The organism is Pseudomonas sp. GW821-FHT05D12, from assembly GCF_059419825.1.
The window spans coordinates 256571-269643 of sequence record NZ_JBWKSN010000008.1; the positions used below are offsets into that span (position 1 = coordinate 256571).

Annotated in this window: 14 protein-coding genes; 4 read left to right on the forward strand and 10 right to left on the reverse strand. The window is 63.5% G+C overall.

What is annotated here, in order from left to right; genetic code table 11:
- Positions 1 to 2 precede the first annotated feature (2 nt).
- Positions 3 to 1196 carry an L-2-hydroxyglutarate oxidase gene (gene lhgO, locus AC07SI_RS17335; RefSeq protein ID WP_065906664.1) on the reverse strand — a complete coding sequence of 398 codons (1194 nt, stop codon included), beginning with the start codon at positions 1194 to 1196 and terminating at the stop codon, positions 3 to 5.
- A gap of 109 nt (positions 1197 to 1305) precedes the next feature.
- Complete coding sequence (locus AC07SI_RS17340; protein WP_065906667.1) at positions 1306 to 2016, reverse strand: FadR/GntR family transcriptional regulator; 711 nt, start codon at positions 2014 to 2016, stop codon at positions 1306 to 1308.
- Positions 2017 to 2168: 152 nt separating this feature from the next.
- Here AC07SI_RS17340 and AC07SI_RS17345 point away from each other — a divergent pair, with 152 nt between their 5' ends.
- Positions 2169 to 2840 carry a GNAT family N-acetyltransferase gene (locus AC07SI_RS17345; protein WP_495006161.1) on the forward strand — a complete coding sequence of 224 codons (672 nt, stop codon included), beginning with the start codon at positions 2169 to 2171 and terminating at the stop codon, positions 2838 to 2840.
- A 4-nt stretch (positions 2841 to 2844) separates the two neighbouring features.
- Here AC07SI_RS17345 and AC07SI_RS17350 read toward each other — a convergent pair whose 3' ends face one another.
- Complete coding sequence (locus AC07SI_RS17350; protein ID WP_201144205.1) at positions 2845 to 3447, reverse strand: TetR/AcrR family transcriptional regulator; 603 nt, start codon at positions 3445 to 3447, stop codon at positions 2845 to 2847.
- A gap of 72 nt (positions 3448 to 3519) precedes the next feature.
- Between AC07SI_RS17350 and AC07SI_RS17355 the strand changes: the two genes are divergently transcribed.
- Entirely contained in the window at positions 3520 to 4125 is a 606-nt protein-coding gene (locus tag AC07SI_RS17355) for an NAD(P)H-dependent oxidoreductase (RefSeq protein ID WP_495006162.1), read from the forward strand.
- Between the two features lie 100 nt (positions 4126 to 4225).
- Here the strand turns inward: AC07SI_RS17355 and AC07SI_RS17360 are convergent, their stop codons facing one another.
- The 4 genes from AC07SI_RS17360 to AC07SI_RS17375 all read right to left on the reverse strand — a co-directional run bounded on the left by AC07SI_RS17360 (position 4226) and on the right by AC07SI_RS17375 (position 8346).
- Entirely contained in the window at positions 4226 to 4615 is a 390-nt protein-coding gene (locus AC07SI_RS17360; protein WP_065906750.1) for a hypothetical protein, read from the reverse strand.
- 32 nt (positions 4616 to 4647) lie between these two features.
- The gene (locus AC07SI_RS17365; protein ID WP_065906673.1) at positions 4648 to 5904 is read right to left on the reverse strand and encodes a 3-phosphoshikimate 1-carboxyvinyltransferase; all 1257 of its coding nucleotides are present in this window, start codon (positions 5902 to 5904) and stop codon (positions 4648 to 4650) included.
- Between the two features lie 545 nt (positions 5905 to 6449).
- Positions 6450 to 7004 carry a UPF0149 family protein gene (locus AC07SI_RS17370; RefSeq protein ID WP_495006163.1) on the reverse strand — a complete coding sequence of 185 codons (555 nt, stop codon included), beginning with the start codon at positions 7002 to 7004 and terminating at the stop codon, positions 6450 to 6452.
- A gap of 94 nt (positions 7005 to 7098) precedes the next feature.
- Positions 7099 to 8346 (reverse strand): chloride channel protein, encoded by a 1248-nt coding sequence (locus AC07SI_RS17375; protein ID WP_495006164.1) that lies wholly within the window; start codon positions 8344 to 8346, stop codon positions 7099 to 7101.
- 192 nt (positions 8347 to 8538) lie between these two features.
- Here AC07SI_RS17375 and AC07SI_RS17380 point away from each other — a divergent pair, with 192 nt between their 5' ends.
- Both AC07SI_RS17380 and nudC read left to right on the forward strand, forming a co-directional pair.
- A complete protein-coding gene (locus AC07SI_RS17380; RefSeq protein WP_106804109.1) occupies positions 8539 to 9351 on the forward strand; it encodes a crotonase/enoyl-CoA hydratase family protein in 813 nt (270 codons plus the stop codon).
- 5 nt (positions 9352 to 9356) lie between these two features.
- Positions 9357 to 10190, forward strand: coding sequence for an NAD(+) diphosphatase (gene nudC / locus AC07SI_RS17385; protein ID WP_065906678.1), 834 nt, complete (start codon positions 9357 to 9359; stop codon positions 10188 to 10190).
- Here the strand turns inward: nudC and AC07SI_RS17390 are convergent.
- The 3 genes from AC07SI_RS17390 to AC07SI_RS17400 form a co-directional block, all read right to left on the reverse strand.
- Complete coding sequence (locus AC07SI_RS17390; RefSeq protein WP_495006165.1) at positions 10158 to 10937, reverse strand: TSUP family transporter; 780 nt, start codon at positions 10935 to 10937, stop codon at positions 10158 to 10160. The two genes, nudC and AC07SI_RS17390, sit on opposite strands and share 33 nt — an antisense overlap.
- A 193-nt stretch (positions 10938 to 11130) precedes the next feature.
- Positions 11131 to 11847, reverse strand: a complete 717-nt coding sequence (gene pcsA / locus AC07SI_RS17395; RefSeq protein ID WP_065906682.1) for a phosphatidylcholine synthase — start codon at positions 11845 to 11847, stop codon at positions 11131 to 11133.
- Between the two features lie 149 nt (positions 11848 to 11996).
- On the reverse strand, positions 11997 to 12911 hold the full coding sequence (locus tag AC07SI_RS17400; protein WP_495006166.1) for a class I SAM-dependent methyltransferase: 915 nt from the start codon (positions 12909 to 12911) through the stop codon (positions 11997 to 11999).
- Positions 12912 to 13073: the final 162 nt, after the last annotated feature.

Sequence of the window (13073 nt, forward strand, 5' to 3'; positions counted from 1 at the left end):
TGTTACTGGGGCGTGAACAGGCGGTCGGCGATCATCGCGCCGATCGGCATGGCTGACGTCGCGGCCGGTGAGGGCGCGTTGCAGACATGGAGCATTCGCGAGGTCTGGGCGAACAGGAAGTCGTGCACCAGGCTGCCGTCGCGCATCACCGCCTGGGCGCGGATCCCGGCTTCATAGGGCAGCAGGTCGTCGAGGGTCAGTGACGGGCAATACTTGCGGCACTGCTCCAGGTAGCCGGATTTGAACAACGAGTTCTTCATCTCGGTGGTGCCCGAACCGAGGTTCTGCCAGAGGGTTTTCCAGAAGCCGGGGAAGCGCGCGTACTCTGCCACGTCGCGCCAGTTGATCGAGAACTTGCGGTAGTTTTCGCGACCCAGGCCCAGCACGGCGTTCGGGCCGACGGTGATGCTGCCGTCGATCATGCGGGTCAGGTGCACACCGAGGAACGGCAAGTCCGGGTCGGGAATCGGGTAGATGAGGTGATTGACGAGGCCGTTTTTTTCAGGCGGCAGGCGGAAATATTCGCCGCGGAACGGGATGATCTGGTGGTCGATCTTGATCCCGGCCAGGGTCGCCAGGCGGTCCGACTGCAAGCCAGCGCACACCACCAGATGACGCGCCTGCCAGGTTTCGCCAAGGGTGTTGATGGTGACGGTGTCGGTGTCTTCATGGATGCCGGTGACGGTGCGTTCCAGGCAGATCTCGCCACCGCTGCGGCGAATCACCCGCGCCATGGTCTCGCACACCTGGCGGTAATCGACGATGCCAGTGGCATCCAGGAACAGCCCGCCCAGGCCGACGATGTTCGGTTCGCGCTCGCGCAACTGGTCCGCATCGAGGCGCTCGACCTGCATGCCGTTGAGTTGGGCGCGGGCATGCAGCGCTTCCATTCGCTGCATTTCCAGCGGGCTGGACGCCACCAGCAGCTTGCCGCACACCTCGAACTTGATGCCGTGCTCGGTGCAGAACTGCTTGGTGGCTTCGGCGCCACGCTTGCACAGGTCGGCCTTGAGGCTGCCCGGCGCGTAGTAGATGCCGGCGTGGATCACGCCGCTGTTGTGGCCGGTCTGGTGCTTGGCCAGCACCGATTCCTTTTCGAGGATCACCAGCGAGGCGCCCGGCTGGCGCTTGAGCAGCTCCATGGCGGTGGCGAGGCCGACGATGCCGCCGCCGATGATGCAAAAGTCGTGAATCATTGCGTGGGGTACCTGCGGTTGCACATCAGTCTGCTTATCAGGTTGTCAGACTAATGTTTTGGTTAAAAAAATGGCGTGTCGGGGACACGCTGCAAAAGGGTGGATTCGGTCAATGTTTGGCGGGCAGTTCCAGGCTCAGGCGGCGTGCTGCCGCGCGCAGGTGGGCCTCGGCACTCGCGGCGGCACGCTGGGCGTCGCCGTCGGCAATCGCCTGGAACAGCGCCTGGTGTTCCTGGGTGGCGTCGGCAGAGCCGGTGACAAAACGCGAGGCGGAGTTTTCCCAAGCGGTCTTGCGGGCGCTGGCCAACTGGCTGCGCAGGAAGTCATGGAAGGCCACGAAGTAGTCATTCTTGCTGGCGTCGGCGATGGCGCGGTGGAACTCCACATCGGCGAGGGCGGCCGCTTCGAAGTTGTCGCGGTGCTCCTGCATGTCCTGCAGCGCGCTTTTCATGCGCTGCAGGTCGGCTTCGTCGCGGCGTTGCGCGGCAATCGCGGCGGCCTGGGTCTCGATCCACAGGCGCACTTCGAACATCTGCGCGAGGTCGGGGCGCCGTCCATTCGGCTGCGGGAAACGGAACACCGTACCGGCTGGAGTCTGCGAGATAAACGAGCCCAGGCCCCGGCGCGCAGTGATCACGCCATCGGCCTTGAGCTGGGCAATGGCTTCACGCACCACGGAGCGGCTGACGTTGAGTTGTTCGGCCAGTTGCTGTTCCGTGGGCAAGCGCGACTCGGGCGGCAGTTGGCCGGAGTCGATTTCGGCGCGGATGGCACTGACAACCCGGACGACCAGCGAATCGGGGCGTTGAAGCTCAAGCATGGGAAAACCTTGTTGATCAGGTTGTCAGACAATAGTCGTTACGATTTTACCTTGTCAATATCGGCGTGGCTTTTGGGTGCGGCCTGCAGGCCATACACTTGCCGCAACAGGTACAATCGCCGCTGCCTTGACGCGAAACCCCAGGAATTTGCATGTACAGCCTTACCCGCTACACGACACCGTGCCCCGAGCCCATCAACGCGCAGGTCCTGCAGATGGTGGTGGACAACCTCACCGACATCAGCAGCGTCGCGCTGCCGCCGAGTAACCTGCTCTACAACATCTACCAGTACGCCATCGGTTTTGAAGTGCACCTGTACCTGGAAGCCCTGGACGGTTCAAAGGGGATTGCCGTCGAGTTGGTCGTGGCGATGGACGCGGAAAAACTGCTTGGCTTTTGCCTGTACCTGCCCGTCAAGGACGATCCGCAAGCCTGTGGGATTGCGTTCATGGCCGTGCAAGTCGGCCATCGGCGCCAGGGTGTGGCGCGCGCGATGATGCGCGATGTGCTGGGCCGTTATCCCCATGTGGAACTCGCGTGCTCGGTAGAAAAAGTACCGGCTTTTGAACGCATGGGCTTTCAGGTGCGGGGCGCGCGCGGCACCCAGGTGCTGATGAATACCCGCGACTACGGCACTGATGGCCTGATGGGCGTGCTGGACGTGGCGTCGATCTACAGCTCGCTGGAAGTGCGCCAGATCCACACGTACCTGCTGCAAAAGCACGGCAAGCGCGCGATGCTCGACGCCGAGAAACAGCGCGACCGGCATCTGGATCAACTGACGCGCAAGGTGCGGTTGTTCGTCCAGAACCTTCCGGCGTAAACCGTCAACCGCGCCCGCGATTGACCATCGCCAGCAGGGTCTCGAGCAACTCCTGCTGCGCCTCTTCACGGCTGACTTCGCCACTGGCTGCCGCCTGGGACAAGGCTTCCGCCGCGCCCAGCACCGCCCGCAGGCCGACCTGGGACACCGTGCCGCCGGGCGCGAAGGGCGACAGCGCATCGCGGCACTTGGCGAGGAAAATCGCCTCGTATTCGCGCTTGAGGGTTTCCAGTTCCGGTGAGCTGCTCAGCGCGGCGATCACTCCCGGAATCTCCCGGCCCTGCAACAGCACGCAATCGACATAACTCGAGGCGATCACCCACGCGCGACCCTCCAGCGTGGCATCGCTGGCCTCGATGGCTTGAGTAAACACTTTGTCCTGGCGCGCGTCGAAGTCGGCATACAGCGCGGCGAGCAACCCCGCGCGGGTGACGAAATGGTCATAGACCACCGGCTTGGTCACTCCCGCGAGTTCCGCCAGGCGCCCCAGCGTCAGGGCTTCGGTGCCTTCATCGCGGACCAGTTGCCAGGCCACATCGAGCAACTGGCGCAGACGATCTTCACGGCTCAAGCGCCGGCGTGGGGCAGGGGACTGACTGCTTGACATGCTTATATACCAAAAGTAACTTAGTGGCTGTAACTTACTAAACGTAGCTTAAGCCCAAAGGGAGTCAATGTCATGCATGCACTCATCGTTGTCGCGCACCACGACCCGCAATCCCTCACTCACGCCGTCGCGGCGCAGGTGGCCGCCGGCCTGACTGCCAGCGGCCACACCGTGGAAATCGCCGACCTCGCCGCCGAAGGCTTCGACCCGCGCTACACCGCCGCCGACCACCGCGTACACCGCACTCGCGCCACGCCACCGGACGACGTATTGGTCGAGCAGGCGCGCATCGACCGCGCCGATGCGCTGGTACTGGCATTCCCGATCTACTGGTGGTCGCTGCCGGGCCTGCTCAAGGGCTGGGTCGACCGCGTGTTCGTCAACGGCTGGGCCATCGACTACGGCCCGGACACGCCGGTGGTGAAAAAGCTGCGGCACTTGCAGGTGCATCTGCTGGCGCTGGGCGCCGCTGATGAAAGCGCATTTGAACGGCATGGTTATGCCCAAGCGATGCGTACGCAGATCGACTACGGGATTTTTGACTACTGTGGAGCGCAGGTGCTGACGTCCGAGCTGTTGCTGGAGTCGGAAAGCGACAGCGCGCAAAGCCATTTACGCACCGCCGAGAAGCTCGGCCGGCAGTTGTTTGCCCCGCGTCAGGTACGAGAGAACGCCTGAGCGCCAGCCTGTTCCAGGTCGCTTTGAATGAATCAAGCGTGCCCAGTGCCATGTGCCAGGGAATCCGTCGTGGCGGGGCAACCGGTGGTACGAGCGCGGTTCAACCGTCGCGAAACAGGTCGTGGGCATCCAGCAGGCGGTAGGCGATCTCGGGGTGTTTTTCCATGCCCCGGCGAATCGCCGCCGGGATCGATTGGCGGGTCTTGCGGCACAGGCCTGGCAGGTCGTCGATGACGATCTGGATGCCGCGCATGCTCTTGACCTCGGCGTGGCCGGGGGCGATGTGCACGCGGATTCCGAGGAGTTCGTACATGCGCTGCTGCATGCGTTCGAGGTCCTGCAGGCTCTGCAGGTTTTCGAGGCGTTCGACCAGGCGTTTTTCTTCCTGGCGCGTCAGGCTGAGGATGCGCAGGTCGGCGCCGGGACGTTCCAGCAGTTGTTCACGTTCGCAGACGCAGGCGCCGGGTGGGCAGGGTTGGCGAATTGTCATGTGCATTGCCTCCCCATTCCGGCGCCGATGCCTCAGTAGGTCAGTTGGACCCCGAGACTGCCCAAGGCCTTCCAGTACTCAGGATAGGTCTTGGCCACGCAGTCCGGATCCTGGATGCGGATGCCCGCAACCTTCAGCCCGGCCAGCGCAAAGCACATGGCGATGCGGTGGTCGGCGTGGGTGTCGATCAACGCGTTGCACGCGGTGCCGGCCAACGCAGGGTCGGCGGCGACCAGCAGGTCATCGCCCTCGATCGTGGCCAGGCCCGCACGGATTTCATTCAGGCCATCATGCAGCGCCTGCACGCGGTCGCATTCCTTGACCCGCAGGTTGGCCAGCTCGGTGAAGCGCACCGGGGTGTTGTTGAATGCGGCGAGCACCGCCAGGGTCGGGATGGCGTCCTGCATCTGCGAACCAACGACCGTGGCCTGCATGTTCGGGAATTGCGCGATCACCGCCTGGGCCTTGGCGTCCGGCTGGGTGAAGTCCTGCGCGGCGACGCCGATGTCGATGCGCCCACCGGTCAGCACTTCAGCGGCCCACAGGTAGGTGGCGGCGGAGGCGTCGGGTTCGATCAGGTAGTCGTGCGCGGTGTAGCCGGTCGGCGCCACACGCCAGGTGGTGTCGTCGACCACCTCGACCTGCGCGCCGAACGCGCGCATGCAGTCCAGGGTCAGGTCGACGTAGCCGCGTGCACCGATGTCCTTGCCGGTCAGCGCCACTTCAATCGGCGCTTCGCCGCAGGCCGCCAGCATCAGCAGGGCCGACACGTACTGGCTGGACAAGCCGCCGTCGATCTCGAAGCGCTTGGCCGCGACTTTGCCCGCACCGTGCACGGTGACCGGTGGGCATCCGGTCGGGCTGTCGACCGCGATGCCGTTCTGGCGCAGGGTGGCCAGCAGCGGGCCGATCGGGCGTTTTTGCATATAGTCGTCGCCGTCCAGCACGACGGTGCCTTCAACGGTGGCGACGGCGGCGGTCAGAAAGCGCATGGCGGTGCCGGCATTGCCGAGGAACAGCGGCTGCGTCGGCAACTGCAGTTTGCCCTGGCCGGTGACGACGAAGGTGGTGTCATCCGGCTCGTCGATGGTCACGCCCATCTGGCGCAGGGCGACCGACATGTGGCGGGTGTCATCGCTTTTCAAGGCGCCGCTCAGGCGGCTGGTGCCCTTGGCCAGGGCCGCCAGCAGCAGGGCGCGGTTGGTAATGGATTTGGAGCCGGGGGGCGCGACCTTGCCATTGAGGGGGAAATTGGGCGGTGTCACGGTCACGGTTTTCTGCGAACTCAAGGTACGAGGCTCCTGATTCTTGGCGAGGTGGCACGGAGTGGCCGACGGGGCGGACTTGAATAATCGGGTATAGATGCGGTGCTTGTCGAGCTTGGGGTCGTGGTTGCTGATATTTATTGGGTGGGATTTGGTGTCACTGTGGGGGGATCAGGTGGGGGGCATATCCGTTTCTGTGGTGACGGCGGGCTATGGTTCCGCCCTTACGGCGGGTCACTTTTGGAAAGGAGCCCCAAAAGTAACCAAAAGGGCTCTTGCCCCAACACTCGGCACCTCGCTCACGCTCGGTGTGCCCGTAATCCGACATTGATTTGGGGGGGCGCCGCCACGCGCCATCCATGGCGCGGGGCGGCTAAACCGGCATCCCTGCCGGTTTACCCCCCAAATCAATATCGAATTCCGGCCAGCGTGTTTGATGGGGCGCCTAGGATCAAGATCAAAAGCAACAGCACGGCGGCCTGGCAGCCGGCCTGAGTGGTTAGATCAAGAGCGGGTAGGTGTTGGAGCCGGCTTGGCGACTCGGGGTTTCAGATGGGCTCTGCAGCTTTTTATCGTTTTGCCAACCAGTAGTCATGCAGCGCGCGTGCGGCGGGTTCGAGTTCGCTGACTCGCTGCTGGTGTGTTTGCACGTCGAGGTCGACGGGTAATTCGAAGTTGTCCTGTTCGGCGCACCAGGAGATTTTTTCCAGCAGTGCGGCTTGTTCCGCCGGCAGTTCCGGCCAGTTGCCGATGGCCGCGCCGCGGATGTAGCCAAAGCACCATTCTTCGGCCAGGGTGACGTTCTGGCCCTGGTGTTCGGTTTCGTCGAAGCGAGCCTTGAAGCCACGGGCGTCGGTGGCCAGTTGGCTGGCCAGGGTGTTGAGGTGGCGCACGCACAGTTCGAGGAAGCTTTGTGCTTCGTCCATGTTGTCCCACTCCGGGTTCTGCCCGCCCCATATCGCCGGGAACCACTCGGCCACGTCGACCTGGGCTGGGCTGGAGACCAGCGCGGTGAAGTAACCGTCGAGTTCGGCCAGGTTCAGCACCGAGTGGTCGTCGCCGTACTTGAGCAGGGTCTCTTCGATGAAGTCGAAATCGGCGGCGGTGAGGGGTTGGGCGTGCATGGCATTTCCTTGAGCGTCGAGCGCCGCTGATGGGGCGGCTTAAAGCGCAAAGGATGGCGCTTGAGGCGGTTTTTATCCAGCGGTTTGCAGGTTTTTACCCGAGCCGCTGGCACAGTTTGCTCACGCACACCGCGCCCACCACCGCCAGAATGATCGGCACCAGGAAGTCATGGTCGATGCGGGTGAATTCCGCCACCAGCACGATCGCGGTCAGCGGCATGCTCATGCTGGCGGCCAGGAACGCCGCAGCGCCGATGATCGCGAACGCGCCCAGCGGCACGCCGGGCCAGGCCAGGCTCCAGGCGCCACCGAGGATGATCGCCAGCAGCGCGCCATTCGCCAGGCCCGGCGTCAGCAGGCCACCCTCGGCGCCGGCGCGCAGGCTGCTGGTGGTGATCAACACCTTGACCAGCAGCAACAGCGCCGCCAGGCCGATCGTCAGTTCATTGTCGAAACCCAGTTGCGCCGGGCCTTTGCCATTGCCGAGGATCTGCGGCAGCAGCATCGCCAGGCCGCCGATCAGGGTGAAGTTGATCAATGACCACACCGGCAGGCGCCAGCCGCGCGCGGCGTTGGCCCGCGCCGCACCGGTCAGGCGGGTGAAGCCATACGCCGCCACGCCGAACACCGGGCCGCACACCAGCGCCCAGGCGATCAATGCCGGGCTCAGCACAAAGTGCGGCACCACATACTGCGATTCGGCACCCAGCCCGACCCAGGCCACCGCCGCGCCAATCGCCGAGGTGGCCAGGGCGATGATCGCCGCCGGCCAGCTGAACGCGCCCACCAGCACTTCCAACACAAACACCGCGCCGCCCAATGGCACGTTGTACACCGCCGCCAATCCGGCCCCTGCACCGCAGGCGACGATCAGGCGATGCATGTGCGGTTCCAGCCGCGCCCGCTGCGACAACCACGTCGCCGCCAGCGCACCGACTTCACGCGGCGCCACTTCACGCCCCAGCGGCGAGCCGAGGGCCACGGTGATGATCTGCAGCAAGGCGTGGGCGAGGGTGGTCTTGGGCGGCATGATCGGCATCTTCTCGGACACCGCCTGCCGGATGCTCACCAGCGGGCGGCCGTTGCGATAAAGCGTCCACCAGCCCAGCCCCGCGACCAGCCCGCACACCACCAGCACCAGCAGGCGCCGTTCGGGCGCTGCAGCGGTCACGCCGGATAAAAAGGTTGCATGGCTGACCAGGCTGTCGAGGCTGTAGCCGTAAGCCAGGTGCTGGATGCCATGCAGCAGCAACGCCAGGAGCATCCCGCCCAAGCCGGCACCGATGCCGGTCAGCACGACCACCAGGGCCAGGATCAAGGATGAGCGAAACGTGGTCGGCATAGGCGGCTCCAGGCAGTGGCCCTGATTGTATAGCCGATAAACCGGGCCTTACGGATGAAATGTATCGGCACTGCACGCAGCGCGTCCTCACAACATTCCATTACCTTTGCCAGTCCCGGTTTTGGCCGATGCGCCGTGGCGTACCCTTGTTATAGTTCGGGCCTTATCACTCGCCAGTCAGGGATCACTGCCATGTCCGAATACCAAGCTTTTGTCGTCGAACTCACCGGCAACGTTGCCCATGTGCAGATCAACCGCCCGGAAAAGATCAACGCGATGAACGCCGCGTTCTGGACCGAGATCATCGACATTTTCCAATGGATCGAAGACACCGACGCCGTCCGTGCGGTGGTGCTCAGTGGTGCCGGCAAGCATTTCTCCTCGGGTATCGACCTGATGATGCTGGCCTCGGTCGCCAATGAATTCGGCAAGGATGTGGGGCGCAACGCACGCTTGCTGCGCCGCAAGATCTTCGAGCTGCAAGCCTCATTCAACGCCGTCGACAACTGCCGCAAACCGGTATTGGCGGCGATCCAGGGTTACTGCATCGGCGGCGCCATCGACCTGATCAGCGCCTGCGACATGCGTTACGCCGCCGAGGGCGCGCAGTTTTCGATCAAGGAAATCGACATCGGCATGGCCGCCGACGTCGGCACCCTGCAGCGCCTGCCGCGCATTATCGGCGACGGCATGTTGCGCGAGCTGGCCTACACCGGCCGCCAGTTCGGCGCCGAGGAAGCGCGCAGCATCGGCCTGGTCAACCGGGTGTATGCCGATCAGGACAGCCTGCTGGCCGGAGTCTTCGAAATCGCGCATGAAATCGCCGCCAAGTCGCCGATTGCGGTGACCGGCACCAAGGCGATGATCAGCTACATGCGTGACCATACGGTCAATGATGGTCTGGAATACGTTGCCACCTGGAACTCGGCTATGTTGCAATCCAACGACCTGCGCGTGGCCATTGCGGCCCATATGAGTAAGCAGAAACCCGAATTCGTGGATTGACTGACATGACCCCAGGCTGGATTACCACAACGCTGCTGGACAACGACGCCCCCGGCGGCTGGGCCGTCGCCCGCAGCCGCGACGGCTTTTTGCATGATGCCAACGGCCCGCTGTTCCCCCGGGAATGGCTCAAGCGCCAGGACCTTGCTGTGTTCGCCGAACACGGCATCGGTCACCTTGATGGCGAACCGGTGTACCTGCTGGAACTCGACGCGGCGGCGCAAGTGCCCGACTGCAGCTGGCAAGGCCTGCGCGGCTTCATGCTGCAAGGCGATCACACCCTGTACAAAGTGCTCGGCTACGCCGCGCAGATCGGTACCTGGGCGCGCGAACACCGTTTCTGCGGCAGTTGTGGCCAGGCGATGGTCCAGGTGCCACGGGAACGGGCGATGTTTTGCCAGGCCTGCGACCTGCGCAGCTATCCACGGATCTCGCCGAGCATGATTGTGCTGGTGACGCGTGGCGACGAAATCCTGCTGGCGCGTTCGCCGCGTTTTGTGACCGGTGTCTACAGCACGCTGGCAGGGTTTGCCGAGCCGGGCGAGTCGGCCGAAGACTGCCTGATCCGCGAAGTTCGCGAGGAAGTGCAGGTCGAGGTCAAGAATATCGAGTACCAGGGCAGCCAGTGCTGGCCGTTCCCGCATTCGATGATGCTGGGCTTCCACGCCGAGTACGCCGGCGGCGACATCGTGCCCCAGGCCGACGAGATCGAGGACGCGCAGTGGTTCAACATCCACGACCTGCCGCCGCTGCCGGCGTCACGTTCGATTGCGCGTTACCTGATCGACCTCTATGTGGCTCGGCGCCTAGGCCACGCTGAACCAGTGTTGCCAGGCTAGGCGCACTGTCAGCCCGAGCACCACGGTGATAAACACCGGGCGAATGAATTTGGCGCCGCCGCTGATAGCGCTGCGTGCGCCAAGAAACGCGCCGCCCATCACCGAGAAGCCCATGGCCAGGCCGACGATCCAGTCCACCGAGCCATTGAAGATAAACACCGACAGCGCTGCCGCGTTGCTGACAAAGTTCATGCTGCGCGCCACGCCGCTGGCCTTCACCAGGTCGATGGGGTGCAACAGCATCGTGCTGACGGTCCAGAACGCCCCGGTGCCGGGCCCGGCCACGCCATCATAGAAGCCCAGGCCAAAGCCCTGGGTGGATTGCCATTTCTTCTTGATCGGCGCATCGGCGTCCAGCGGCGCCTTGGGCGTGCCGCCGAACAACAGGTACAGGCCGCAGCCGAACACAATCACCGGGAGCATCTTGTTCAGGGTTTCGGCAGGCAGGTAGTGCGCGACCACGGCACCGGTGAGGGCGCCGATCAACGTCCCGACGATGGCATGCACCCACTGGCGCGGGTGGAACAGCTTACGCCGGTAAAAGGTGAAACTGGCGGTGGCGGAGCCGAAGGTGGAACTGAGCTTGTTGGTGCCCAGCACCAGGTGTGGCGGCATGCCGGCGGTGAGCAGTGCCGGGGTGGTGAGCAGGCCACCGCCGCCGGCGATGGCGTCGATGAAACCGGCGATAAAGGCAACGACGGCGAGAATGGCGAGGGTGGTCAGGTCAACGCTGAGTTCGAAGGGCATGGCAGGGCTTATTCTTGGAAGGGCGCAGCGAAGGGGCTACACCGAAGGCCTGCATCTTACCTGCCTGCTGTACACAGATCCAAATGTAGGAGCCGGCTTGCCGGCGATAGCGCAACATCAGCCACTCTCTCTGGAGCTGACGAACCGCAATCGCCGACAAGCCGGCCCCTGCAAATGACTGGTGTCGGCGCGGCTATTTGTGGTTGCCCAGCCACTCCAGCGCTGTACGCCAGATACAAATCCCGAGGAAGTACGCCGACATCAACGACCACAACCCAAATGTCCACGGGTTGGTATTCGGGTAATCCATCACCATCAAAAAGCTACACAGCAGCCAGATGGTGGTCACCGCGATGTTGATCGGCATGAACCGCTTGACCCGGAACGGGTGCAGGAACTTCATCGGGGTCACGGTCAGCAGTGCCAGGCCGATCACCGTCAGCAAGGTCACCCAGGCTTCCGGCTGGATGATGTACACGCACAGCGCCACCACGTTCCAGGCGGCGGGGAAGCCGACGAAGTAGTTGTCCTTGCTCTTCATGTTCACGTTGCAGAAGCAGAACAGCGACGACACCAGGATCACCGACACCGTGAACAGGTGAGTAAATTCCGGCAGGTCGATATAGCGGTAGATAAACAGTGCCGGGATAAACACGTAGGTGAGGTAATCGATCACCAGGTCCAGCACCGAGCCGTCGAAGCTGGGCAGCACCGTGCTGACATTGACCCGTCGCGCCAGGGAGCCATCGACGCCATCCACTACCAGCGCGAAGCCGAGCCAGAGCAGGCAGGCCTTGGGCGAGTTTTCCAGCAGCGCCAGGGTGGCCAGGAAGGCCAGTACCACGCCGGTGGCGGTAAAGCCGTGGGCGCCCCAGGCTTTGAGTCTGGCTACATGCAGGGTCGATATCACGGGCGGTTCTCCAAAAGGTGAAACGGGGCAGCCGACGGTGTGACACCGTCGGGTCTGGCCGGGGAATGCAGGTATCGACCGGGAAGGGGGGGATAAGGTTCACCACCCCGGTGTATTGCTTAGCGTAGCAAGCGTAGGACGTTTCGGCATCAACCCTGGCGGAACACCAGGGCCTTCAAGCCGCTTTGTGGGTCGATATCCGGAAATTCCGGCGGATTCTGCAGCCGCTCGACAAAGCGCAGGCCCGGTGCTTCGCGGGTTACGCCGTCGATCAGGAAGTCTTCGCCGAAGGCCGGGTCGTTCATGCACGCCAGCACCGTGCCCTGTGGCGTCAGCAAGTCCGGCAGGCGACGCAGCACGCGCTGGTAGTCCTTGGTCAGCAAAAAGCTGCCTTTCTGGAACGACGGCGGGTCGATGATCACCAGGTCATAAGGGCCGCTGTTGGTGACCTTGGCCCAAGACTTGAACAGGTCGTGGCCCAGGAAGCTGACCTTGCTCAGGTCGTGACCATTCAGGCGATGGTTGTCGCGGCCACGGCTGAGCGCGCCACGCGCCATGTCCAGGTTCACCACATGGTCGGCGCCGCCTTCGATGGCCGCCACGGAAAACCCGCAGGTGTAGGCAAACAGGTTGAGCACGCGCTGGCCCTTGGCCTGTTCGCGCACCCAGTTGCGTCCGTAGCGCATGTCGAGGAACAGACCGCTATTCTGTTTTTTACCCAGGTCGATCAGGTAGCGCAGCCCGCCTTCGGTAATCACCTTCTCGTCGACAGCGGCGCCCGCCAGCCATTCGGTGGTGCTTTGCGGCAGGTAGCGGTGTTGCAGGGCAATGGTATGCGTACCGAACTCAGCCTGCAGCAGGTGTTTCAAGGCCTGCAGGTGCGCGGCCTCGGGCTCCTTGAACAGCGCGACCAGCAGCACGCCTTGCAGCCAGTCCACAGTCAATTGTTCCAGGCCCGGCCAGCAACGGCCACGGCCGTGGAACAGGCGCCGGGTTTCACTCGGTGGAGTGGCGAGGGCAGTGAGCAGGTGGGCGTGCAGGGTGGCGAGGGCGTCTTGGGTCATCGTTAAACGTCAGTCATTGAGCGGGCGGCATTTTAAACACACTTGCGGGCTTGCGGGTTGGCTGAGCACAACGTGCTGGTAAAACCAGGATTGGCAGTGATTCATGCTCAAAATTCTGCTATCTGCGCCTGATAACAGGCAAAAAATCCTCCGGCACCCACA